This window comes from Serratia sp. HRI (assembly GCF_010119335.3).
GTDB lineage: Bacteria > Pseudomonadota > Gammaproteobacteria > Enterobacterales > Enterobacteriaceae > Serratia > Serratia nevei.
In genome coordinates this window covers 2814487-2839574 of record NZ_CP083690.1, presented here as the reverse complement: position 1 = coordinate 2839574, position 25088 = coordinate 2814487, and the positions used below count along the sequence as shown (strand labels likewise).

At 60.9% G+C, this 25088-nt stretch carries 20 protein-coding genes; 9 read left to right on the top strand and 11 right to left on the bottom strand.

Translation table 11 applies throughout. The features are described from left to right. The first annotated feature begins 69 nt into the window (after nt 1-69). Nucleotides 70-1173: a tRNA (uridine(54)-C5)-methyltransferase TrmA gene (gene trmA / locus GF111_RS13660; RefSeq protein ID WP_147190752.1), complete on the top strand. Its 1104-nt coding sequence runs from the start codon at nt 70-72 to the stop codon at nt 1171-1173. 34 nt (nt 1174-1207) lie between these two features. On the opposite strand, the gene GF111_RS13655 is transcribed toward trmA, so the two are convergent. Further along, nucleotides 1208-1579: a YijD family membrane protein gene (locus GF111_RS13655; protein WP_025304650.1), complete on the bottom strand. Its 372-nt coding sequence runs from the start codon at nt 1577-1579 to the stop codon at nt 1208-1210. Between the two features lie 15 nt (nt 1580-1594). Beyond that, entirely contained in the window at nt 1595-2227 is a 633-nt protein-coding gene (fabR, locus tag GF111_RS13650; protein ID WP_004931044.1) for an HTH-type transcriptional repressor FabR, read from the bottom strand. Nucleotides 2228-2445: 218 nt separating this feature from the next. On the opposite strand from fabR, the gene sthA reads away from it, so the two are divergent. Further along, nucleotides 2446-3843, top strand: coding sequence for a Si-specific NAD(P)(+) transhydrogenase (sthA, locus tag GF111_RS13645; RefSeq protein WP_004931047.1), 1398 nt, complete (start codon nt 2446-2448; stop codon nt 3841-3843). Here the strand turns inward: sthA and oxyR are convergent. Then, nucleotides 3826-4743, bottom strand: a complete 918-nt coding sequence (gene oxyR, locus GF111_RS13640) for a DNA-binding transcriptional regulator OxyR (protein WP_038872705.1) — start codon at nt 4741-4743, stop codon at nt 3826-3828. The two genes, sthA and oxyR, sit on opposite strands and share 18 nt — an antisense overlap. Before the next feature lie 151 nt (nt 4744-4894). Here oxyR and GF111_RS13635 point away from each other — a divergent pair, with 151 nt between their 5' ends. The 3 genes from GF111_RS13635 (at nt 4895) to GF111_RS13625 (ending at nt 7885) form a co-directional block, all read left to right on the top strand. Next, nucleotides 4895-5626 (top strand): glutathione peroxidase, encoded by a 732-nt coding sequence (locus GF111_RS13635; RefSeq protein WP_019452251.1) that lies wholly within the window; start codon nt 4895-4897, stop codon nt 5624-5626. Nucleotides 5627-5698: 72 nt separating this feature from the next. Beyond that, nucleotides 5699-7147 carry a dihydrolipoyl dehydrogenase gene (locus GF111_RS13630; RefSeq protein ID WP_038872702.1) on the top strand — a complete coding sequence of 483 codons (1449 nt, stop codon included), beginning with the start codon at nt 5699-5701 and terminating at the stop codon, nt 7145-7147. Between the two features lie 411 nt (nt 7148-7558). Further along, complete coding sequence (locus tag GF111_RS13625) at nt 7559-7885, top strand: type II toxin-antitoxin system HicB family antitoxin (RefSeq protein ID WP_038872699.1); 327 nt, start codon at nt 7559-7561, stop codon at nt 7883-7885. A 36-nt stretch (nt 7886-7921) separates the two neighbouring features. On the opposite strand, the gene argH is transcribed toward GF111_RS13625, so the two are convergent. From argH to argC, 4 genes are all read right to left on the bottom strand, one after another. Then, the gene (argH, locus tag GF111_RS13620; protein WP_038872696.1) at nt 7922-9295 is read right to left on the bottom strand and encodes an argininosuccinate lyase; all 1374 of its coding nucleotides are present in this window, start codon (nt 9293-9295) and stop codon (nt 7922-7924) included. A 68-nt stretch (nt 9296-9363) separates the two neighbouring features. Next, entirely contained in the window at nt 9364-10584 is a 1221-nt protein-coding gene (locus GF111_RS13615; RefSeq protein WP_019452247.1) for an argininosuccinate synthase, read from the bottom strand. 25 nt (nt 10585-10609) lie between these two features. Continuing rightward, the gene (gene argB, locus GF111_RS13610) at nt 10610-11383 is read right to left on the bottom strand and encodes an acetylglutamate kinase (RefSeq protein ID WP_038872691.1); all 774 of its coding nucleotides are present in this window, start codon (nt 11381-11383) and stop codon (nt 10610-10612) included. Between the two features lie 20 nt (nt 11384-11403). Beyond that, the gene (gene argC / locus GF111_RS13605) at nt 11404-12408 is read right to left on the bottom strand and encodes an N-acetyl-gamma-glutamyl-phosphate reductase (protein WP_038872689.1); all 1005 of its coding nucleotides are present in this window, start codon (nt 12406-12408) and stop codon (nt 11404-11406) included. A 216-nt stretch (nt 12409-12624) separates the two neighbouring features. Between argC and argE the strand changes: the two genes are divergently transcribed. Further along, nucleotides 12625-13770, top strand: a complete 1146-nt coding sequence (gene argE / locus GF111_RS13600; RefSeq protein ID WP_162419915.1) for an acetylornithine deacetylase — start codon at nt 12625-12627, stop codon at nt 13768-13770. Between the two features lie 258 nt (nt 13771-14028). After that, nucleotides 14029-16665 (top strand): phosphoenolpyruvate carboxylase, encoded by a 2637-nt coding sequence (ppc, locus tag GF111_RS13595; RefSeq protein ID WP_038872687.1) that lies wholly within the window; start codon nt 14029-14031, stop codon nt 16663-16665. Nucleotides 16666-16773: 108 nt separating this feature from the next. On the opposite strand, the gene metF is transcribed toward ppc, so the two are convergent. The 3 genes from metF to metB form a co-directional block, all read right to left on the bottom strand. After that, nucleotides 16774-17670 (bottom strand): methylenetetrahydrofolate reductase, encoded by an 897-nt coding sequence (gene metF / locus GF111_RS13590; RefSeq protein WP_033645217.1) that lies wholly within the window; start codon nt 17668-17670, stop codon nt 16774-16776. A gap of 228 nt (nt 17671-17898) precedes the next feature. After that, the gene (locus GF111_RS13585; protein ID WP_038872682.1) at nt 17899-20334 is read right to left on the bottom strand and encodes a bifunctional aspartate kinase/homoserine dehydrogenase II; all 2436 of its coding nucleotides are present in this window, start codon (nt 20332-20334) and stop codon (nt 17899-17901) included. A 2-nt stretch (nt 20335-20336) separates the two neighbouring features. Next, a complete protein-coding gene (gene metB / locus GF111_RS13580; protein ID WP_047729621.1) occupies nt 20337-21497 on the bottom strand; it encodes a cystathionine gamma-synthase in 1161 nt (386 codons plus the stop codon). 304 nt (nt 21498-21801) lie between these two features. On the opposite strand from metB, the gene metJ reads away from it, so the two are divergent. Continuing rightward, entirely contained in the window at nt 21802-22119 is a 318-nt protein-coding gene (gene metJ / locus GF111_RS13575) for a met regulon transcriptional regulator MetJ (protein ID WP_004931076.1), read from the top strand. 77 nt (nt 22120-22196) lie between these two features. Here metJ and rpmE read toward each other — a convergent pair whose 3' ends face one another. Next, entirely contained in the window at nt 22197-22412 is a 216-nt protein-coding gene (gene rpmE / locus GF111_RS13570) for a 50S ribosomal protein L31 (protein ID WP_004931078.1), read from the bottom strand. 199 nt (nt 22413-22611) lie between these two features. Between rpmE and priA the strand changes: the two genes are divergently transcribed. Then, nucleotides 22612-24807 carry a primosomal protein N' gene (gene priA, locus GF111_RS13565; protein ID WP_048233709.1) on the top strand — a complete coding sequence of 732 codons (2196 nt, stop codon included), beginning with the start codon at nt 22612-22614 and terminating at the stop codon, nt 24805-24807. Nucleotides 24808-25088: the final 281 nt, after the last annotated feature.

Below are 25088 nucleotides of genomic sequence, written 5' to 3'. Positions count from 1 at the left end.
AAAACTGGACTTCACGGGCTGATTCCCTACAATCCCCGCTGATCAAATTTGCCTGACGAGAAGAAACACATGACGCCCGAGAATTTGCCTATTGAACGTTACGATGACCAACTGGCGGAGAAAGTCGCCCGCCTGAAGACGTTGATGTCACCGTTCGCGGCGCCCGAGCCGGAAGTGTTCCGCTCGCCAGTCGACCACTACCGCATGCGCGCCGAATTCCGCATCTGGCACGACGCGGACGACATGTACCACATCATGTTCGATCAGCAGACCAAGCAGCGTATTCGCGTCGATCAATTCCCGGCCGCCAGCGAGCTGATCAACCGCCTGATGAGCGCCCTGATCGCCGCGCTGAAACCGGAACCGATCCTGCGTCACAAGCTGTTCCAGATCGATTATCTGTCGACGCAAAGCGGCAAAATCATCGCCTCGCTGCTGTACCACCGCAAGCTGGATGACGTTTGGCAACAGCGCGCCGAGCAGTTGCGCGATGAGCTGCGCGCGCAAGGTTTCGACCTGCAGCTAATCGGCCGGGCGTCGAAGACCAAAATCATGCTCGACCAGGATTATGTTGACGAAGTGCTGCCGGTCGCCGGCCGCGACATGATCTACCGCCAGGTGGAAAACAGCTTTACACAGCCCAACGCGGCCATGAACGTGCAAATGCTGGAATGGGCGCTGGCGGTGACCGCCGGTTCCAAAGGCGATTTGCTGGAGCTGTATTGCGGCAACGGCAACTTCTCGCTGGCGCTGGCGCGCAATTTCGAGCGCGTGCTGGCGACCGAGATCGCCAAACCGTCGGTGGCGGCGGCGCAATACAACATCGCTGCCAACCATATCGACAATGTGCAGATCATCCGCATGGCGGCGGAAGATTTTACCCAGGCGATGAACGGGGTGCGCGAATTCAACCGGTTGAAGGGCATCGATCTGAGCGGTTACAACTGCGAGACGATTTTCGTCGATCCACCGCGCAGCGGGCTGGACGATGAAACGGTGAAGATGGTGCAGGCCTACCCGCGCATTCTGTATATCTCATGCAACCCGGAAACGCTGTGCGCCAACCTTGAAACGCTGCAGGCCACCCACCGGGTCAGCCGTCTGGCGCTGTTCGATCAGTTCCCGTATACCCATCACATGGAATGCGGCGTGTTGCTGGAAAAGCACCGCTGATATGACAGGGGCGCTATGATGGCGCCCCGTTGCATTACGACTCTTGAGTCGGCGCATCCGGCGCCTTGCGCGCCTTCAGTTTCATCCCGATCCACAGCACCAGCGCCACGCAGATCACCGACGGCAGGAAGTTGGAGCCGATCTGCGGATATTCGGCGCGCACGATGGCGCTGTACAACAGCAGCCCCAGCAGGAAACAGGCCGCCGCCAGCTTCGGCATGCCGTCCGGCATGGCGCGGTTCAGGTAACGCTGATGCAGGCAGTACACCGCCAGCACCAACGCGATCAGCGGGAAGATCGAAAACGGCACCACCGAGCTGAACAGCGCGGCAAAGGAACCGTTGATCGAAAGGCCGGCAATCAACGCCAGCAGTAAGGTGCCATTTTCACGGCCTGGTTTTTCCATCATTTTTTACCTTTTTTATACGTGGGACACAGAAGCTTTTTCTTGTTCGCGGCGATACCAGTAATACGCCCCTTTGGAGATCATCCGCAGCTGCAGCACCAGCCGTTCTTCCAGCTGCTGCCGCTGCTCGACGTCGATATCCAGCGCTTCCGCGCCGGCGCTGAACACGATGGTGACCATCGCTTCGGCCTGCGCTTCGGTAAAGCTGCGCGGCATGTGATTTTCCAACTCGAGGTAGTCCGCCAGTTCGGCGATGAAATGCTGGATCTCGCGCGCCACCGCCGCACGGAATGCCGCCGACGTGCCGGAGCGCTCGCGCAGCAGCAGGCGGAAGGCGTTCGGGTTGTTGCCGATAAACTCCATAAAGGTGGACACCGAGGTGCGGATCACGCTGCCGCCTTTGGCGATGCGTTGGCGCGCCTGGCGCATCAACTGACGCAGCATCAGGCCGCTTTCATCCACCATGGTCAGCCCCAACTCGTCCACATCGCGGAAATGGCGATAAAACGACGTGGGCGCGATGCCCGCCTCGCGTGAAACTTCCCGCAGGCTCAGACTGGCGAAGCTGCGTTCGGCGCTCAGCTGGCTGAAAGCGGCTTCGATCAGGGAACGACGAGTCCGTTCTTTTTGTTGTGCTCTGACGCCCATATGCATATCCGGATAGGTTCCATTCTCTCAGTCTAACGCCCTAGACTCGGCAATATAGCAAATTTTATTGCAACAGCATTTATACTAACGCGCTCTATCACACTTCCGCCCTGAGCCGATTGTGCTTTGCCTCAAAAAGCCTAATGGTGATTGGGTGAGCAGCGCTATGATGTTAAGATACCGTTGTAATCTTGTATAAAAAAACAGGTCTCTCCTACATGCAACAGCACTATCAATTTGATGCCATTGTGATTGGCTCGGGCCCTGGTGGTGAAGGTGCCGCCATGGGGCTGGTGAAACAGGGCGCCCGCGTGGCCGTTATCGAACGGTACAACAACGTAGGCGGCGGATGTACCCACTGGGGCACCATCCCTTCCAAAGCCCTCCGCCACGCCGTCAGCCGCATTATCGAATTCAACCAGAACCCGCTTTACAACAACTCGCGCACGCTCAGCGCGACCTTCCCTGACATTTTACGCCACGCCGATAACGTCATCAGCCAGCAGACCCGCATGCGCCAAGGCTTCTATGAGCGGAACCAGTGCAAACTGTTCGCCGGCGACGCGCGCTTCATCGACGCCAACACCGTCAGCGTCAGCTACATGGACGGCACCCAGGACACCATCCGCGCCGACCACATCGTGATCGCCTGCGGCTCGCGCCCTTACCATCCGGCCAGCGTCGATTTCAATCACCCGCGCATCTACGACAGCGATTCCATTCTCGAGCTGAGCCATGAACCGCGCCACGTGATCATTTACGGCGCCGGGGTGATCGGCTGCGAATACGCGTCTATCTTCCGCGGTCTGAACGTCAAGGTCGATCTGATCAACACCCGCGATCGCCTGCTGGCGTTCCTCGATCAGGAGATGTCGGATTCGCTCTCTTACCACTTCTGGAACAACGGCGTGGTGATCCGCCACAACGAGGAGTTCGAGAAGATTGAAGGTACCGAAGACGGCGTGATCGTGCACCTGAAGTCCGGCAAAAAGGTGAAAGCGGACTGCCTGCTGTACGCCAACGGCCGTACCGGCAACACCGATTCGCTGGGGTTGGAAAACGTCGGCCTGGAATCGGACAGCCGCGGGCTACTGAAGGTGAACAGCATGTACCAAACCGCGCTGTCGCACATCTATGCGGTCGGTGACGTGATCGGCTATCCGAGCCTGGCTTCCGCCGCCTACGATCAGGGCCGCATCGCCGCGCAGGCGATCGCTTCCGGCGAAGCCAGCGGTCACTTAATCGAAGATATCCCGACCGGCATCTACACCATTCCGGAAATCAGCTCCGTCGGCAAAACCGAGCAGGAACTGACGGCGATGAAGGTGCCGTATGAAGTGGGCCGCGCCCAGTTCAAACATCTGGCGCGTGCGCAGATCGCCGGGATGAACGTCGGCAGCCTGAAGATCCTGTTCCATCGCGACACCCTGCAGATCCTCGGGATCCACTGCTTCGGCGAGCGTGCGGCGGAGATCATCCACATCGGTCAGGCGATCATGGAACAGAAAGGTGAAGGCAATACTATCGAGTATTTCGTTAATACGACCTTCAACTATCCGACCATGGCCGAAGCCTACCGGGTGGCGGCGCTTAACGGCTTAAACCGCCTGTTTTAACGCGCTGTCGATGTAGCCCTGCATGTGCTCGCGGATCGCTTCGGCCAACTGCTCATAACGGCTGCGCAATGGGGAACCGGGGCGATATACCAATGCGATGGTGCGCTTCGGTTCCGGCTTGTAGCAATCCAGATAGCAGACGCCGTCGCGTTCGCGCTGCGGCGGCACCGCCAGTGACGGCAGCAGGGTAATACCGCTGCCGGCCGCGACCATATTGCGCAGCGTTTCCAGACTGGTGGCGCGGAAGTGGGTATCCTCGTCCGCGCCCGCCTGGAAGCAGAAGCCCATCGCCTGATCGCGCAGGCAGTGGCCATCCTCCAGCATCAGCAGCTTCTCTCCCGCCAAATCCGGCATCGCCACGCGATCGCGCTGCGCCCACGGGTGATCGGAATACACCGCCAGCTTCATCGGTTCATCGAACAGAGGCACTTCGATAAACGCCTCGGTTTCCTTTACCAATGCCAGAATGGCGCAGTCCAGTTTGCCGCTGTCGAGCTGTGCCAGCAGTTGCTGGGTTTGCGCCTCGTGCAGGTACATTTCCAGTTTCGGGAAGGTTTTGTGCAGCGTCGGGATGATCTGCGGCAGCAGATAAGGCCCCACGGTCGGGATCAGGCCGATGTGCAGCGGCCCGGACATGGCTTCGCCCTGCTGGCTGGCCATCTCCTTCAATACTTTCACTTCGCGCAGCACGGTACGCGCCTGCTCCACCAGCAACAGACCCGCCTGGGTGAACAGCACCTTGCGGCTGGTGCGCTCGAGCAGCATGACGCCCAACTCGTCTTCCAGCTTGCGGATCTGCCCGCTCAGCGTGGGCTGGCTTACATGGCATGAATCGGCCGCACGGCGGAAGTGCCGGTGCTCGGCCAAGGCGACCAGATACTCTAAATCACGAATATTCATTGTTTCCCTCCATTCCATGATAGCTCATGGCGATAGATAAGATAGCAATGAGCGATTAGATCTATCAAGCCCCAGCGACAATAATGTGTCCCAACGAAGCGATATCGCGCTAAATGCTAAAAATTACTTTTCCTAATTAAGGGGTTAATCAATGTTTACCAGTCAAGAAGGCAAGAAAGTTCCTCAGGTTACTTTCCACACCCGTCAGGGCGACCAATGGATTGATGTGACCACTGATGACCTGTTCAAAAACAAAACGGTCATCGTGTTCTCGCTGCCGGGCGCGTTCACGCCGACCTGCTCTTCGAGCCATCTGCCGCGCTACAACGAGCTGTCCAGCGTATTCAAACAGCACGGCGTCGACGGCATTCTGTGCGTCTCGGTGAACGACACCTTCGTGATGAACGCCTGGAAAGCCGATCAGCATGCGGAAAACATCACCTTCGTGCCGGACGGCAACGGTGAATTCACCAAAGGCATGAACATGCTGGTCGAGAAAGCGGATCTGGGCTTTGGCCCACGTTCATGGCGCTACTCGATGCTGGTGCGCGACGGCGTGGTCGAGAAAATGTTCGTCGAACCGAACAAACCGGGCGACCCGTTTGAGGTGTCCGACGCAGACACCATGCTGAAATACCTGGCGCCGGAATTCAAAGTGCAGGAGTCGGTCTCCCTGTTCACCAAACCAGGCTGCCCATTCTGCGCCAAAGCCAAACAGATGCTGCAAGAGCGCGGCATTCAGTATGAAGAGATCGTGCTGGGCAAAGACGCCACCACCGTCAGCCTGCGCGCCGTCAGCGGCCGCGCCACGGTGCCGCAAGTGTTCATCGGCGGCCGTCACATCGGTGGCAGCGACGATCTGGAAACTTTCCTGTCAGCTTAATAAGTAATAACAAAGCCAACGTGAACTTTGGCGGGCTACGGCCCGCCCTTTTTTTACCTTTCAGGAGCGGATATGAAACTGTTGAACGTTGATGTCGCGGTCATCGGCGGCGGCACCGCAGGGCTCGGCGCCTATCGCGCGGCCAAACTGTCTACCCCCAGCGTGGTGATGATCGAAGGCGGGCCTTACGGCACCACCTGTGCGCGCGTTGGCTGTATGCCATCCAAGTTGTTGATCGCCGCTGCCGAAGCGGTGCATCAAATCGAACGCGCGCCGGGCTTTGGCGTGCACCCAACCGGTAAAACCCGCATCGACGGACGCGAAGTGATGGCGCGCGTCAAGCGCGAACGCGATCGCTTCGTCGGCTTCGTGCTGGAAGGCGTGGACGAGATCCCGGCCGGCGACAAAATTCAGGGCTATGCCCGGTTTATCGACGACAACACGCTGCAAGTCGATGAGCATACGCGCATCGTGGCGCAGCGCATCGTGATCGCCACCGGTTCCCGCCCCAGCTGGCCGGCGCCGTGGAGCGAACTGGGCGATCGTCTGATCGTCAATGACGACCTGTTCAACTGGGATGATTTGCCGCAGTCCGTAGCGGTATTCGGCCCCGGCGTCATCGGGCTCGAGCTGGGGCAAGCGCTGCACCGCCTCGGCGTCGACACCAAGGTCTTCGGCATCGGCGGCGCGGTCGGGCCGCTGACCGACAGCGCCGTGCGCGATTACGCTGCGAAGGCGCTGGGGGAAGAGTTCTACCTCGACGCCGACGTGAAGGTAGAGATGATGCAGCGCGAAGGCGACAAGGTGTTTATCCGCTATCGGGATCTGCAGGGCCAACCGCAGGAGATCCTGGTGGACTACGTGCTGGCCGCCACCGGCCGCCGCCCCAATGTCGATCGGCTGGGCCTCGAAAACACCGGCCTGCAGCTCGACGCTCGCGGCGTGCCGCTGGCCGACCGCCTGACGATGCAAACCAGCGTGCCGCATATTTTCATCGCCGGCGACGCCAGCAACCAACTGCCGCTGCTGCATGAGGCCAGCGACCAGGCACGCATCGCCGGTGCCAACGCCGGCAGCTTCCCGGAGATCAATCCGGGCCTGCGACGCAGCGCGATTTCGGTGGTGTTCTCCGATCCGCAGATCGCCATGGTCGGCTCAACCTTCCGCGAGCTGAGCGAGAAGTTCAGCGCCTGCGGCTGCTTTGAAGTGGGCAACGTCTCGTTTGAGAATCAGGGCCGCTCGCGAGTGATGCTGCGCAACAAAGGCATTCTGCACGTCTACGGCGAGCAAGGCACCGGCCGTTTCCTCGGCGCGGAAATGATCGGCCCGGACGCCGAACACATCGCACACCTGCTGGCCTGGGCGCACCAGCAGCAGATGACCGTCGATCAGATGCTGGACATGCCGTTCTATCATCCGGTGATCGAAGAAGGCTTGCGCACCGCGCTGCGCGATCTGCAGGCGAAACTCAAACTCGGCACGGCCGAAATCGAGCGCTGCCAGCGCTGCCCGGGCGAATAACGCCTCCTTCTCCGTTCACACCTACCGGGCCTTCAGGCCCGGTTTTTTTGCGCAGCGCTTTCCACATTTTCCTCCCTCCTCTTGCCTCACGGCCCTTCTGCGCTCATTTTTTATACTTCAACATTGAAATGATACCAATAATGATACTAAAATGGAGGCGGCATGAACGAGATCAGGGATGACATCGCTGATTTGCAACAGCGGCAGAACAGCATCAAATTCGCCGAGATTAGCGAAAATCTGCGTGCGATGGTTTGGGCCGCCGCGCATAAAACGGTAGCAGCCATCACGTTTATCGCATGCCCTGGTCAGGCGATCCGCGCATCAATATCCAACGCGGCAACAACGGCGCAGCCAAGGCATATCAGGTTAAGCAGGTCATCGCCGCACTGGCCAGAATGGAGGAAGAACATGGAAAAGCATGAACACTATACCTATCGCATCACCTGGTCAGCGGAAGAACGTGAATATGTCGGGCTGTGCGCCGAATTCCCCTCGTTGTCCTGGCTGGCCGCCACGCGTACCGGCGCATTGGAGGGTATCGAGAAAGTGGTGAGCGAAACGATCGCCGATATGCTGACGCAAGGCGAAACGCCGCCGCAGGCGCTGGCGGAAAAGAACTTCAGCGGAAAACTGGTGTTGCGCATGACGCCGGAACAACATCGCCGGCTGGCGATCGGCGCGATGGAGGAAGGCGTGAGCCTGAACCGTTATCTGTGCGCACGCCTGGCGGGGTAAAGGTTCAAGGGCGGCGCCGGGCCGCCCTTGTCGTCGTCAGGCCAAACGCTGTTTCGCTGCGGCGATTGCCGTGGCCACCTGCTGCGGTGCGACGCCGCCTTTGGCCGCACGCTTGTCCAGGCAGGATTGCAACGCCAGGATCGGGTAAACGTCGTCACCGATCGTCGCGCTAAACTGCTGCAAATCCGCCAGCGGCAGCGCTTCCAGCGGTTTACCCTGGCGAATCGCTTCTACCACCGCCTCGCCGACGATGTGGTGCGCTTCGCGGAACGGCACGCCCTTGGCGACCAGGTAATCCGCCAGCTCTGTGGCATTGGCATAGCCCTGTTCCGCCGCTTCCTGACAGCGCGGGCGTTTCACCTGGATGCCGTCCAGCACCAGCGCCGCCATCTGCAGGCAGTCCATCCAGGTGTCGAGCGCGTCAAACAGCCCTTCTTTGTCTTCCTGCATGTCTTTGTTGTACGCCAGCGGCAGGCCTTTCAGCGTCATCATCATACCGGTCAGCGCGCCCTGTACGCGGCCGCATTTGCCGCGGATCAGCTCCAGCGCGTCCGGGTTTTTCTTCTGCGGCATCAGCGAAGAACCGGAGGTCACGCGGTCGGACAGCTCAACAAACGCCGCTTCGCCGCTGTTGAAGAAGATCAGATCTTCGGCGAAGCGCGACAGGTGCACCATGCTGATGGCGGCGTTGGACAGCAGCTCCAGCACGTGATCGCGATCGGATACGCTGTCCAGGCTGTTGCGGGTCGCCGAGGCGAAGCCCAGCCAGCCGGCCAGCTGCTCGCGATCGATAGGATAAGCGGTGCCGGCCAGCGCGCCGCTGCCCAGCGGGCTGACGTCCAGCCGTTTCAGGGTATCCTGCAGACGGCTCTCATCGCGCGCCAGCATCTCGACATAGGCCAGGCACCAGTGCGCGAAAGTCACCGGCTGCGCGCGTTGCAGGTGGGTATACCCCGGCATCACCGCATCCTGGTTGGCTTCGGCGGTCTCCACCAGCGCCTGCTGCAGCTGGACGATCGCCTGATGCAGGTCGCCGATCTGCTGTTTGCACCACAGCTTCAGATCGGTCGCGACCTGATCGTTGCGGCTGCGGCCGGTGTGGAGCTTCTTGCCCAAATCGCCGACCTTCTCGATCAGCTTCTGCTCCACCCAGCTGTGGATGTCTTCGGCATCGCTTTGGACGATCGCCAAAGGATCGGCCTGGACCTCCGTCAGTAGCGCATTCAGCGCCTGCTCCAGCTGCTGTTGCTCCGTTGCCGTCAACACGTTAACGGTCACCAGCGCCTTCGACCAGGCCACCGAGCCCACGATATCCTGCTCCGCCAGGCGATAATCGAACCGCAGCGAATCGTTGAGTTGCTTGAACCGCTGATCCGCCGCCTGAGTGAACCGTCCGCCCCAAAGTGCCATATCTTACTCCTGAATTTTTATGCGAAAGGGCGCAGCATGCTGCGCCCTTGCAGAGTCACGCCAATCGATTATTTATTCTTTTTCTCGTTCAACGCACGGATGCGTGAAGACAGAGAGAACAGGCGAATAAAGCCGCCCGCGTGGCTGTGATCGTAAACTTCGTCTTCGCCGAAAGTGGCGAACTCTTCGGAGTACAGGCTGTTGGCCGATTTCTTCTGGGTCGCCGTCACCTGGCCTTTGTACAGCTGCAGCACGACTTCGCCGTTCACCTCTTCCGCCAGCGCTTCGGCAGAAGCCTGCAGCGAGCGGCGCAGCGGCGCGAACCAGCGGCCGTCGTACACCACATAGGACATCTCCAGGCCCAGCTGCTCGCGCCATTTGAAGCTGTCGCGATCCAGCACCAGCTGTTCGACGGCGCGCAGCGCCGCCACCATGATGGTGCCCCCCGGGGTTTCATAGCAGCCGCGGGATTTGATGCCCACCAGGCGGTTTTCCACGATGTCGATACGGCCAACGCCGTGCTTGGCACCCAGCGCGTTCAGGGTTTCCAGGCACTGGTACGGCGACAGCGCTTTACCGTTAACCGCAACAACGCGACCTTTCTCAACGGTAACGGTCACCTGCTCAGGCTGATCCGGCGCTTCCTGTGGATCGACGGTCCATACCCAGCAATCTTTGTTCGGCGCATTCCACGGGCTTTCCAGCACGCCGCCTTCGGTGGAGATGTGCCAGGCGTTTTCATCGCGGCTGTAGATCTTCTCCAACGATGCGGTGGTCGGGATGTTGCGCTCTTTCAGGTAATCCAGCAGCGCTTCACGGGAACGCAGGTTCCACTCACGCCACGGCGCCACCACTTTCAGCTGTGGCGCCAGTGCGGTGTAGGTGGTCTCGAAACGCACCTGGTCGTTGCCTTTGCCGGTCGCACCGTGGCACAGCGCGTCGGCGCCCACTTTCAACGCCAGCTCGACCTGCGCCTTGGCGATGATCGGCCGCGCCATCGACGTGCCCAGCAGGTAGCTGCCTTCGTACAGGGCGCCGGTCTGCAGCACCGGATAAACGTAATCGCGGATAAATTCTTCACGCAGATCCACCACGTGACATTCAGAGGCACCGGACTGCAGGGCTTTTTGCTCCACACCTTCCAGATCGCTGCGCTCCTGACCGATGTCCGCCACGAACGCCACCACTTCACAGCCGCCGTAGTTCTCTTTCAGCCATGGAATGATGGCCGAGGTATCCAGGCCGCCGGAGTACGCCAGAACGATTTTTTTGATGCCTTGGTTTTGCATGATCTATTCCTTTCTAATTCTAAAATTAAGCGAGGATCCGGGTGCCAATCGACACGCCGTTAAACAAAGCAGGAAGCTGATCGGCATGGCGCCAGCTGGCGATATCCACCGGGCGGCCGAGGGTGCGGGCCGCGTCGAGCGCCGCATTCACCTTCACCACCATACCATCGGTGATGATGCCTTGCGCGATCAGTTGTTCCGCTTTTTGCGCCGTCATTTCCGCAATGCGTTGCCCCTTGCCGTCGAGGATGCCACTGACGTCCGACAGCAGGATCAGATCCGCCCCCAGCGTCGCCGCCAGCGCCGTCGCCGCCTGATCGGCGTTCACGTTCATTAACTGCCCTTCGGCGGTGATGCCGATGGAGCTGACCACCGGCAGGTAGCCGGCGCTCAGCAGGGTATTGAGCAGCGCGGGCGAACCGGGCTGCGCGTTGCCGACGTGGCCCAATGCCGGATCGAGCGGGGTCACGACCGCGCTGCCGCCATCCGCCAGGCTCAGGCCGACGGCGTTGATTTGATGTTTAATCGCCCACGCCAGCAGCGTTTTGTTGGCGGTGCCGGCCAGCGCGCCGGTGATGATGTCGATCTGATCGGCCGGCGTGACCCGCAGGCCGTTCTTTTTCACCACCGGCAAAGAGAGCTGCTTCATCAGCTCGTCCACCACGCAGCCGCCGCCGTGCACGATCACCAGCGGGCGCTGATGCTGCTGCCGGTAGCTGTCCAGCGCGGTAAACAGACGCTCCAGCGCTTCTTCACTGTCTAATAACACGCCACCTAACTTGATAATTAACGGGTTCATTGCTGTTTACTCACGCTGGTTTAAAGGAGTGACTGGGTTTCCGGGAAGCCGAAACGGATATTCAGGCATTGCACCGCCTGCGCCGCCGCGCCTTTCAGCAGGTTGTCTTCCACCGCTACGGCGATCAGATGCTCGCCCTGCACCGCAAAACCGATGTCGCAGAACGGCAGCCCCACCACCGCTTTCAGCGCCGGCACGCCCTGGTCGTACAACCGCACCAGCGGCTTGTCGTCATAGGCGGCATGATAGGCGGCGGCGACGTCCTGCGCGGTCACGCCGGCCTTCAGGCGGCAGGTGATGGTTTCAAGGATGCCGCGCGGGAAATTGCCCAGGTGCGGCGTAAAGATGACCGGCACGCCCAGGTGCGCGGCGATCTCTGGCTGGTGCCGATGAGTGAAAATACCGTACGGCTGCAGGCTCACTTCGCAGAAGCTGGTGGTCATACTGGCCTTGCGCCCGGCGCCGCTGACGCCGCTGGTGGCGTTGATCACCGGCCACTGGTCGAGGTTCAGCAGCTGCTTCTCGATCAACGGCTTCAGCGCCAGCTGCGCCGCCGTCGGGTAACAGCCCGGCACGGCAATCAGCTGCGCCTGTTTGATCTTGTCGCTCTGCCACTCCGCCAGGCCGTATACCGCCTGCTCCAGCAGGGCGCCATGCTGATGTGCGAAACCGTAGTACTGGCTATAAAAACCGGCGTCCTGCACGCGGAAGGCGCCCGACAGATCGAACACCACGCAGCCCGCCGCCAGGAAGGCCGGTGCGATATCGTGGCTGACTTCATGGGCGGTGGCGAGGAACACCACGTCGATGCCCTGCGCCGCCTTGGCAACGTCGGTCAACGGCTGCAGCGGCAGATCGACGATGCCTTTCAACTGGGGATGGAGATCGGAAAGTAACTTTCCTGCATCTGCACTTTGCGCTGAAACCGCTAAAGCGGTTATGTTCATGTGTGGGTGGCGATTCAGGTAAGCCGTGAGCTCCGCTCCGGCGTAACCGCTGGCACCAACGATCAGCGTATTCAACATGTGGCCTTTCACCTTCTAAACTGACGTGCGGTCGCTTGCGACCCAGGTAACAGGGCTAGCCAGCGTTGTTGCGCCGTTCACCCACGGAGCCAGGCGTTGATGCTTTTATAAACATCCGGGTATCGGGTTCCCTTACGCTTCGGCTTACTGTATTTTTATTCAAAATAAATGCATGAATATTGATACTATCCTAACCAAAGGCTGTCAACAGTGAAGATGAAATTACCTCCATTTATTGAGCTGTACCGGGCGTTGATCGCCACTCCGTCGATCAGCGCCACCGATGCCGGCCTCGATCAGAGCAATGAGGCGTTAATCAACTTGCTGGCCGGATGGTTTGCCGACCTGGGCTTTCGCGTCGACGTACAGCCGGTGCCGGAGTCGCGCCACAAATTCAACCTGCTGGCCAGCATCGGCGAAGGCAGCGGCGGCCTGCTGCTGGCCGGCCACACCGATACGGTGCCTTACGACGAAGGCCGCTGGACGCGCGATCCCTTCACCCTGACCGAGCACGACAACAAGCTCTACGGGCTGGGCACCGCCGACATGAAAGGCTTCTTCGCCTTTATTCTGGATGCGGTGCGCGATATCGACGCGAGCAAGCTGACCAAGCCGTTGTACATTTTAGCCACCGCAGATGAAGAAACGACGATGGCCGGCGCGCGTTACTTCGCCGCCTCTACCGCCATTCGTCCGGATTTCGCCATCATCGGCGAGCCGACCTCGCTGCAGCCGGTGCGCGCGCACAAGGGCCACATGGCCAATGCCATTCGCATCGTCGGCCAGTCCGGCCATTCCAGCGATCCGGCGCGCGGCGTCAACGCCATCGATCTGATGCACGAGTCCATCGGCCACCTGATGGAGCTGCGCAAGACCCTGCAGGAGCGCTACAACAATCCGGCGTTCGCCGTGCCTTATCCCACCATGAACTTCGGCCATATCAGCGGCGGCGACGCGGCCAACCGCATCTGCGCCTGTTGCGAACTGCACCTGGATATCCGCCCGCTGCCCGGCATGACGCTCGACAACATCAACGAACTGATGCATCAGGCGCTGGAGCCGGTGAGCCAACGCTGGCCGGGCCGCCTGACTATCGAAGAGCTGCACGCGTCGGTGCCGGGCTACGAGTGCCCGACCGACCACCGTATGGTGGCGGTGATCGAGGAGCTGCTGGGCACCCGCACGCAGGTGGTCAACTACTGCACCGAAGCGCCGTTCGTGCAACAGGTATGCCCGACCCTGGTGCTCGGCCCTGGTTCCATCGATCAGGCCCACCAGCCGGACGAATACATCGACACCGCGTTTATCGAACCGACGCGCAAACTGCTGGGCCAGCTGGTCAGTCACTTTTGCCGGCAATAAACCCGACATTTAACAGGGGAAATGTTTTATGCTTTCCCCTACCTCAAAATAAGTAGTAAACGGCTAAATAAGCCACGCTGATAACCGACGCGGCGTAATTAAATTTCAGAAAATGCGCCGATTTTGATGTTTTTTTGCTAAAAATAGTGTCAATTGACGATTGGACAGGAACGCGATGTGATCAGGCTGGCGGTCTGCGCCTGACGCGTGAAATTTATTTACAAGATAAAAATCATACAGAACTGGGTCAGGGGTTATATGAACGAACAATATTCGGCAATGCGCAGTAATGTCAGTATGCTCGGCAAATTGCTCGGCGATACCATCAAAGAAGCGCTGGGCGAGCATATTCTCGATCGCGTTGAGACCATCCGTAAGCTTTCCAAATCTTCACGCGCCGGCAACGAAGCGCATCGCCAGGAGCTGCTCTCCACCCTGCAGAACCTGTCCAACGACGAGTTGCTGCCGGTGGCGCGCGCCTTCAGCCAGTTCCTCAACCTGACCAACGTCGCCGAGCAGTACCACAGCATTTCGCCCAACGGCGAAGCCGCCAGCAACCCGGAAGCGCTGGCGCAGCTGTTCAGCCGCCTCAAAGACAAAAAGCTCAGCGACAAAGAGCTGCAGCACGCGGTGTCGCAACTTTCCATCGAGCTGGTGCTGACGGCGCACCCGACGGAGATCACCCGCCGCACCCTGATCCACAAGCTGGTGGAGGTCAACACCTGCCTCAGCCAGCTCGATCACAACGATCTGGCCGACTACGAGCGCAACAAGATCATGCGCCGCCTGCGCCAACTGGTGGCCCAGTCGTGGCACACCGATGAAATTCGCAAACATCGCCCCTCCCCGATCGACGAAGCCAAATGGGGCTTCGCGGTGGTAGAAAACAGCCTGTGGGAAGGCGTGCCGGCGTTCCTGCGCGAGTTCAACGAGCAGTTGGAAAACTCCATCAATTACAGCCTGCCGGCGGAAGCGGTGCCGGTGCGCTTCACCTCCTGGATGGGCGGCGACCGCGACGGCAACCCGAACGTGACCGCCGAAATCACCCGCCATGTGCTGCTGCTCAGCCGCTGGAAAGCCTGCGACCTGTTCACCCGCGATATCCAGGTGCTGGTCTCCGAGCTGTCGATGACCGAATGCACCCCGGAGCTGCGCGCCCGCGCCGGCGGTGACGAGGTGCAGGAACCGTACCGCGAAATCATGAAGCAGCTGCGCAGCCAGCTGATGAGCTCCCAGGCCTATCTGGAAGGCCGCCTGAAGGGCGAACGCGTGCTGAAGCCGCACGACCTGCTGGTGAACAACGAGCAGCTGTGGGAGCCGCTGTATGCCTGCTACCAATCGCTGCAGGCCTGCGGTATGGGCATCATCGCCAACGGTCAGCTGCTGGATACCCTGCGCCGCGTGCGCTGCTTCGGCGTACCGCTGGTTCGCATCGACGTGCGCCAGGAAAGCACCCGCCATACCGAAGCCATCGCCGAGCTGACCCGTTATCTGGGGCTGGGCGACTATGAAAGCTGGTCAGAAGCCGATAAACAGGCGTTCCTGATCCGCGAACTGAACTCCAAACGCCCGCTGGTGCCGCTGAAGTGGCAACCGAGCGCCGACACGCAGGAAGTGCTGGAAACCTGCCGGGTGATCGCCGAAGCGCCGCAGGGCTCGATCGCCGCCTACGTGATTTCGATGGCGCGCACGCCTTCCGACGTGCTGGCGGTACACCTGCTGCTGAAAGAGGCCGGCTGCCCGTTCGCGCTGCCCGTCGCTCCGCTGTTCGAAACCCTCGACGATCTGAACAACGCCGACGACGTAATGACCCAGTTGCTGAACATCGACTGGTATCGCGGCTTTATTCAGGGCAAACAGATGGTAATGATCGGCTACTCCGACTCGGCGAAAGACGCCGGCGTGATGGCCGCTTCCTGGGCGCAGTACCGTGCGCAGGACGCCTTGATCAAAACCTGTGAAAAAGCCGGCGTGGCGCTGACGCTGTTCCATGGGCGCGGCGGCTCCATCGGCCGCGGCGGCGCACCGGCGCATGCGGCGCTGCTGTCGCAGCCGCCGGGCAGCCTGAAGGGCGGCCTGCGCGTCACCGAACAGGGCGAGATGATCCGCTTCAAATTCGGCCTGCCTGAAGTCACCATCAGCAGCCTGGCGCTGTATGCCGGGGCGATCCTCGAGGCCAACCTGCTGCCGCCGCCGGAACCGAAGAAAGAATGGCGGGCGTTGATGGACGATCTGTCCGAGACCTCCTGCCGGATGTATCGCGGCTACGTGCGTGAAAACCCGGACTTCGTGCCTTACTTCCGCGCGGCCACGCCGGAGCTGGAGCTGGGTAAACTGCCGCTGGGCTCACGCCCGGCCAAACGCAAGCCGAACGGCGGCGTGGAAAGCCTGCGCGCCATTCCGTGGATCTTCGCCTGGACGCAGAACCGCCTGATGCTGCCGGCCTGGCTCGGCGCCGGCGCCGGATTGCAGGAAGCGGTGAAAGCCGGCAAGCAGGCGGAGCTGGAGGCGATGTGTCGCGACTGGCCGTTCTTCTCCACCCGCATCGCCATGCTGGAAATGGTGTTCGCCAAGGCCGACCTGTGGCTGGCGGAATACTACGATCAACGCCTGGTGGATAAATCGCTGTGGCCGCTGGGCCAACAGCTGCGCGATCAGCTGGAAAGCGACATCAAGGTGGTGCTGACCATCGCCAACGATGCGCACCTGATGGAAGACCTGCCGTGGATTGCCGAATCCATCGCGCTGCGCAACGTTTACACCGACCCGCTGAACGTCTTGCAGGCCGAGCTGCTGCACCGTTCGCGTCAGCAGGAGCAGCCGGACGCCCGCGTCGAGCAGGCCCTGATGGTCACCATCGCCGGCGTCGCCGCCGGGATGCGCAACACCGGCTAGTGAGCCTAATCGCGGCCCCGTTTATCGGGGCCGTTTTTTTATGCCTTTCCCCCACAAAAAAAGGGCGCCGCGGTAAAGCGACGCCCATTTTTCAATGGGACAAGCCTGTCAGGCTGCGGCCACCGGGCGCACGCCCAGCGTGTGGCAGATCGCGTAACTCATCTCTGCACGGTTCAGCGTATAGAAGTGGAAATCTTTCACCCCTTCGCGGCTGAGGATCTTCACCATGTCCATGGCGATGTTGGCACCGACCATTTTGCGGGTCTCCGCATCGTCGTCCAGCCCTTCGAACATGCTGGTCATCCAGCTTGGCACCCGCACGTTGGTCATGGTGGCGAAGCGCTGCAGCTGCTTGAAGTTGGACACCGGCAGAATGCCCGGCACGATTTCCACGTCGATACCGGCGGCGACGCAGCGGTCGCGGAAGCGCAGGTAGCTCTCAACGTCGAAGAAGAACTGGGTGATGGCGCGGCTGGCGCCGGCGTCGATCTTGCGCTTCAGGTTAATCAAATCGGCCTGGGCGCTCTTCGCCTCCGGGTGCACTTCCGGGTAGGCAGCGACGGAAATGTCGAAGTCTCCCACGTCTTTCAGCAGCGCCACCAGATCGGTCGCGTACATTTCCGGCTTGCCGCCGCCCGGCGGCAGATCGCCGCGCAGCGCCACGATATGGCGGATGCCGCTGTTCCAGTAATCGGTCGCGATGTCGCGCAGCTGCGCCGGGCTGGCGTCGATGCAGGTCAGGTGCGGCGCCGCCTCCAGGCCGGTGCGCTCCTTGATCCCCTTGATGATGCTGTGGGTGCGATCGCGCTCGCCGGAGTTGGCACCGTAGGTGACGGAAACGAATTTGGGTTTGAGGATGCTCAGACGATCGATCGACTGCCACAGGGTCTCTTCCATCTCGCTGGTGCGCGGCGGGAAGAACTCGAATGATACGTTAATCTGGCCGTTCAACTCCGCCAGACTCTGATTCAGCGCTTCCCGCTGGTTTGCGTGGAAAAAGCTCATACCCTGCTCACCTCTTATCGATCACTGTTTTTATTTCATTTTTATGAGCGTCTATACGTTTAGACGTCTAGATAGAAAATGCCGCATATTGGCTAAAGAGTCAACAGGAAAATGAGGGGAATAAGATGATTAATCTTCACCCGCTCAACGAGGGAATTTCATGACGGCGGCAGGGATAAGTATGGCAGGAAAAGCAAAGGGGCGCGGTGAACCCGCGCCCGCAGAGGACTAAAGCAGCTGTGCCAGCCGGTTAAGGTCTGACTGGATCGCGCCGGCGGTCACGTCGCGGCCGGCGCCCGGCCCGCGGATCACCAGCGGATTATCGCGATACCAGCGGCTTTCGATGGCGAACACGTTGTCGCACGGCAGCAGCGAGGCCAGCGGATGCTCAGGACGCACCGCCTCCACGCCGACCCGCGCCTTACCGTTGGCATCGAAACGCGCCACGTGCCGCAACACCAGGCCCATTTCGCTGGCGGCCTCAAAGCGCTGCTGCATCTGTTGGTTCAGCGCCTCGCCGTTCTCGAAGAACTGATCGACGGAGCCCAGCTCGCAGCCCGCCGGCACCAGCGACTCGACCCGCACCTGGTTCGGTTCGATGTCGTAGCCCGCTTCGCGCGCCAGGATCACCAGCTTGCGCATCACGTCCTGACCGGAGAGATCGACCCGCGGATCCGGTTCGGTCAGCCCCTGCTGCCAGGCCTGATCCACCAGTTCGGTAAACGGCACCGTGCCGTCATACTGCAAGAACAGCCAGGAAAGCGTGCCGGAGAAGATGCCGCTGATTGCCAAAATACTGTCGCCGCTGTCGCGCAGATCGCGCACCGTATGGTTGACCGGCAGCCCGGCGCCGACGGTGGCGTTATACAGCCAGTGGCGGCCGGTTTTGGCGAAGGCGTCGCGAATTTGGCGATAGGTATCGCTGCACGAGGCACCCGCCAGCTTGTTGGCGCTGATCACGTGGAAACCGTAGCTGGCGAAATCCAGATACTGCCCGGCCAGTTCTTCGCTGGCGGTCACATCGAGCACCACCAGATCGTCGAACGGGTGTGCGCGCATCCACAAGAACAGCGACTCTTCGTCAAGTTCCTGCGCTTCGTCCTCAAAGAACGCCAATGCACGGCTGGCATCCAGCCCGTCGTAGTTCAGCAGGCTGCGGCGGCTGTCCACCACCCCCGCCAGGATAAATTCGAAACCGCTGCGCGCGGAGATATTGGTCTGCTCACGGGCGAACAGCTCCAGCCAACGCGACCCGATGTTGCCCTTGCCGAACAGCACCAGACCGATGCGCTTCTCGGCACGGAACAGGCTTTGGTGCAGCCCCTGAATCAGCAGCGCGGTCGGCCCCTGGCGCAATACCGCCACCAGGCTGATGCCATCTTCAGCCTGCCAGATAAACTCGACCGGCTGATCTTTCAGTTGCTGATAGAAACGGTGGCTGTGCAGCGGGTTCTTGCATACCCCGGCGCCGACCATCGCCACCAGCGCCAACCCTTCGCGCAGGTGCAGTTCACCCGGCAGCGCCGAGGCCTGCAGGGTCGCCAGCGCGCTGTTGACCACCTCGGAGGTGTAGCACAGCTGTATCCGATTGCGGTCAGGATGGATGCCCACCGCCAGCGGTTTGATCTGTGCGCGCTTGAGCACCAGATCCAATTCTTTCTGCGCCAGTTTGAAGTCGTGCTGAGCGGCGACGTGCAGCTCAATCAGACACACGTCATCGTGGCTGGTGACAATCTTGGCGCCGGTGCCGGACGCCAATACGCGCTCGATGCGCGTCGAGCCCTGCTCCGGCTGGTAGCTGCAGCGCAGCTGAAGATCGATATCGCTGCCGGAGACCGGCTGCAGGGTGCGGGTATGCAGCACCGGCGCCGCCAGGCGCGCCAGCTCGCTGGCTTCATCCAGGCGCAGCAGCGGCAGCAGGCAGGCGTCTTTCACCTTGCGAGGGTCGGCGCTGTACACCCCGGCCACGTCGCTCCAGATGGTGACGCGCGCCGCGCCGGCCAACGCGCCGACCTGAGTGGCAGAGTAGTCGCTGCCGTTGCGCCCCAACAGCACGGTTTCCCCGGCGTCGTTGCGCGAAATGAAGCCGGTCACCACCAGGCGCTTGCCCGGATGTTGGGCCAACAATTGTTGCAGCAGCGGATAAGAACGGCCTTCATCCACCTGCGGCTGCGCGGCGCGCTCGGCGCGCAGGAAATCACGCGCATCCAGCCAGGCCGCCTGCATATCCAGGTGGTTGAGCACCGCCGCCATCAGGCGCGCCGACCAGATCTCGCCGTGCCCGACCACTTCGGCATAGCACACCTCGTCGACTTTGCCGTCCAGCAACACCGCCAGACGTTCCAGATCCTGAATGAACTCGGCGATCAGCGGCTCGGCGCTTTCCGCCGGCAGCAGGCCGCCGATAAGATCGCTGTGATAGCGGCGCAACGTCTGCTGCACCTGGTGCGCAGACAGGCGATCGCTCTGGCTGAGCTTCAGCCAGTTGATCAACTGGTTGGTGGTACTGCCGGCGGCCGATACCACCATCATGTCGCCCGGCTGGCTGTATTCCGCCATAATCCCGGCCACACGCAGATAACACTTCACATCCGCCAGACTGCTGCCGCCAAACTTGTGCAGTTGACGCCCGCTCACCGGCCCTGCTACAGCAATTGCATTCATGCTTACCTCGTTGCCGCCGCCTGGAAAGCGCGTTCCAGATCGGCAATCAAATCTTCACTGTCTTCAATACCCACGGAAATGCGCAGCAGGCTCTCGGAGATGCCGGCCGCTGTCCGTGCCTCCGCCGCCATGCCGGCGTGGGTCATGGTCGCTGCATGCGAGATCAGGCTTTCTACGCCGCCCAGCGATTCTGCCAGAGTAAACAGCTCAAGGGCAGAGAGAAAACGGCGCAGCACCGCTTCATCGCCGTCCAGTTCAAAACTCAGCATCGCGCCGAAGCCGCGCTGCTGCCGGCGGGCGATCTCATGCCCCGGGTTTTCCGGCAGGGAAGGATGATACAGCTTTTTCACCAGCGGTTGCTGCTGTAAATAGCCGACAATCGCTTCGGCGTTTTGCTGCGCCGCCTTGATGCGCGGCGACAGCGTGCGCATGCCGCGCAGCAGCAGATAGCTGTCGAACGCGCCGCCGGTCACGCCGATATTGTTCGCCCACCAGGCCAATTCGACCGCCAGCTCGGGATCTTTGGCAATCACCGCGCCGGCCACCACGTCCGAATGCCCATTCAGGTATTTGGTGCAAGAATGGACCACCAGATCGGCACCGAGTTCGATCGGCTGTTGCAGGGCCGGGCTGAGGAAGGTGTTGTCCACCACCGTCAACGCGCCCGCCGCGTGTGCGGCGGTGCAGATCGCCGCAATGTCCACCACGCGCAGCAGCGGATTGCTGGGGCTTTCAATCAGCACCAGCTTCGGCTTTTGCGCCAGCGCCTGCTGCAGGGCGGCTTCATTACCCTGATCGACGAACAGCACGCGATAGGCGCCGCGCTTGCTCAGGCTGTCGAACAACCGATAGCTGCCGCCGTAGCAGTCGTGCGGCGCCACCAGCAGATCGCCCGGCTTCAGCAGCACGGTGGTCACCAGATGGATCGCCGACATCCCGCTGCCGGTCATCACCGCGCCGGCGCCGCCTTCCAGCTCCGCCAACGCGCGTTGCACCACGTCGCGCGTCGGGTTGCCGCGGCGCGAGTAATCATGGGCTCGGGGTTGGTTGAAGTCGGTAAAGTTATAGGTGCTGGACAGATGAATCGGCGGGACAACGCAGCCATACTGTTCGTCGTCGTTCAGGCCGCTGCGTACGGCAATCGTGGCTGGTTTACGCGTCATGGGCTCGCTCGGCTCTCGGTTCGGTGAATGAGGCCTAAAGAGTAATCGCAGGATTGATAGACGTCAATACATCTGGACATCTAAACTTCTCTGCGTATAGATTGAGCAATGGCACAATACCCGCTAAAATTATGCCGATATGACATGACGATAAGATGTTAAGCCACAATGTCCGCCCGAGGCGGGGCATTCAGTGACCCTGGTCGCGTAAAATTGACATTTATTTAGTGAGAACAGTGAAGATCGGGCATAATTGGCCGGTTTTTAGAATTTTGTAATTTTTCTGACAAAGTTAAGGTGTCCCATGGCTGAGTGGAACGGCGAGTATGTCAGCCCTTACGCTGAACACGGTAAAAAAAGCGAGCAAGTCAAAAAGATCACGGTATCCATTCCGCTGAAGGTCCTGAAAATCCTCACCGACGAACGGACCCGTCGCCAGGTGAACAACCTGCGCCACGCCACCAACAGCGAACTGCTGTGCGAAGCGTTTCTGCATGCCTTTACCGGCCAGCCGCTGCCGAACGATGAAGACCTGCGCAAAGAGCGCAGCGATGAAATCCCGGAAGCCGCAAAAGCGTTGATGCGCGAACTGGGTGTCGATCCCGATACCTGGGAATATTGAGAACCATCCGGCGAACGCCGGCGGCAGAAACGAAAAAAGGCGCCAAAGGCGCCTTTTTCATCGGACGATAAGAAATCTTATTTCTTAGCGCCTGGTACGCTGAAACGCTTGTTGAAGCGGTCAACGCGGCCACCGGTAGCAACATCACGCTGCTTGCCAGTGTAGAACGGGTGGCATGCGCCACAAACGTCCAGGTTCAGATCGTGGCCCACGGTGGAGCGGATCTTCATCACGTTACCGCAAGAGCAGTTAGCAGTAACTTCTTCGTATTTTGGGTGGATACCTTGTTTCATGGGAAACCTCAGTTAAGGCCGTGTCGCTATCCAGCCCTGTTTCGCCAGACACCACACGTGGTTGATAATAGAATTTTGGTATCGAATTATACCAAAGGCGGCAAATTATACAGTATTAGTCGAGGCGCGCAATCGGAACCGTACATTTGCCGATGCGCCGTGTAAACTGATGCCCACTTTTTTCAATTTGGATGAGATCATGCCCGTCGTACACGTTGCCTTGCCGGTCCCCCTCGCCCGCACCTTCGACTATCTGCTGCCGCCCGGCATGCAGCCGGTGGCCGGCGCGCGCGTGGGCGTGCCCTGGGGCAGGCAGCATGCGATCGGCATCGTCACCGGCTGCAGCGACACCAGCGAACTGCCGCTGGACAAGCTCAAACCGATCGACAGCGTGATCGACGCCGAGTCGCTGTTCTCCCCTAGCCTGTGGCGCATCCTGCGCTGGGCCAGCGATTACTATCACTACCCCATTGGCGAAGTGCTGTTCCATGCGCTGCCGATCCTGCTGCGGCAAGGCAAACCGGCCGAGGCCGCGCCGCTGTGGCAATGGTTCGCCACCGAAGAGGGGCGCGCCACCCCGCCCGAAAGCCTGAAACGCGCGCCGAAACAGCAGCAGGCGCTGGCGGCGCTGTTGCAACGCCCGGTCTATCGCCACCAGGTCAGCCAGCTGGAGCTGACGGAAAGCGCCCTGCAGGCGCTGCGCGCCAAAGGGCTGATCGATCTGCGCGCTCAGGTCGCGGCCACGCACGACTGGCGCCCCAACTTTGCGGTGCTCGGCGAGCGGCTGCGGCTGAACACCGAACAGGCTACCGCCGTCGGGGCGATCAGAAGCGAGGATGAGCAGTTCGCCGCCTGGCTGCTGGCCGGGGTGACCGGCTCCGGCAAGACCGAGGTCTACCTCAGCGTGCTGGAGAACGTGCTGGCCAAAGGCCGGCAGGCGCTGGTGCTGGTGCCGGAAATCGGCCTGACACCGCAAACCATCGCCCGCTTTCGCGAGCGCTTCAACGCGCCGGTAGACGTACTGCACTCCGGCCTGAACGACAGCGAGCGGCTGGCGGTTTGGCTGCGCGCGCGCAGCGGCGAAGCCGCCATCGTCATCGGCACCCGCTCGGCGCTGTTCACGCCGTTCCGTCAGCTGGGCGTGATCATCATCGACGAAGAGCACGACAGCTCTTATAAGCAGCAGGAAGGCTGGCGCTACCACGCCCGCGATCTGGCGGTGTTCCGCGCCCGGGAAGAGGACATCCCGATGGTGATGGGCTCCGCGACCCCGGCATTGGAAACGCTGCACAACGTGCAGCTGGGCAAATATCGCCAGTTAAAGCTCACCCAGCGCGCGGGCAACGCCAAACCGGCGGCGCAGCATCTGATCGATCTGAAAGGGTTGCCGCTGAAGGTCGGCCTGTCGCAGCCGCTGCTGAAGAGCATGCAGCACCATTTAAAAGCCGGCAATCAGGTGATGCTGTTCCTCAACCGCCGCGGTTACGCCCCGGCGCTGCTGTGCCACGAGTGCGGCTGGATCGCCGAGTGCCAGCGCTGCGATCACTATTACACCTTCCACCAGCATCAGCGCCAGCTGCGCTGCCACCACTGCGACAGCCAGCGGCCGGTGCCGCACCAGTGCCCGCAGTGCGGCTCGACCCACCTGGTGTCGGTCGGCGTCGGCACCGAACAGCTGGAACATGAGCTGGCACCGCTGTTCCCCGATACGCCGATCACCCGCATCGATCGCGACACCACCAGCCGTAAAGGGTCGCTGGAGCAGCACCTGGCGGATATCCATCGCGGCGAAGCGCGCATTCTGATCGGCACGCAGATGCTGGCCAAGGGCCACCATTTTCCCGACGTCACCCTGGTGGCGTTGCTGGACGTGGACGGCGCGCTGTTCTCCGCCGACTTCCGCTCCGCCGAGCGTTTCGCTCAGCTGTATACCCAGGTCTCCGGGCGGGCCGGCCGGGCGGGCAAGCAGGGGGAAGTGCTGCTGCAAACCCACCATCCGGAGCACCCGCTGCTGCAGGTGCTGCTGCAACAGGGTTATGACGCCTTCGCCAAACAGACGCTGGCGGAGCGCAACAGCGTGTTTCTGCCGCCTTACACCAGCCACATCATCGTGCGCGCCGAAGATCACGACAACCAGCAGGCCCCGCTGTTCCTGCAGCAGCTGCGTAACCTGCTGGAAGCCAGCCCGCTGAAGGACGATTCGCTGTGGGTGATGGGCCCGGTGCCGGCGCTGCAGTCCAAACGCGGCGGCCGTTTCCGCTGGCAGCTGCTGCTGCAGCACCCGACGCGGCGCGTCCTGCAACAGCTGATGAAAAGCTCGCTGCCGCTGATCGGCACCCTGCCGCAAACGCGCAAGGTGAAATGGACGCTGGATGTCGATCCGATCGACAGCTGATCCCGGAAAAGTCCGATTTAGCTGCCGCAGTGCAAACGTTTACCCTTGAAATTGCGAGCGAACGCTAAAAAACCTTCTCAGGTCACATTTTTTATGCAAATTAGGTAACAAAGGCGGGGCGTATTCTGTTTAGAATGTCTGCGAGGGCAAATTTTGTCGCCACATCGCAGCGCGACGGAGTGCCCGAACGCGAGTGGCGCTCAATGACAACAATCTCGCCACCGCATGCCGGACATTGTGAGCAAACAGCAGTAGTGGCGTCGGCATGGGGCTGACGCAAG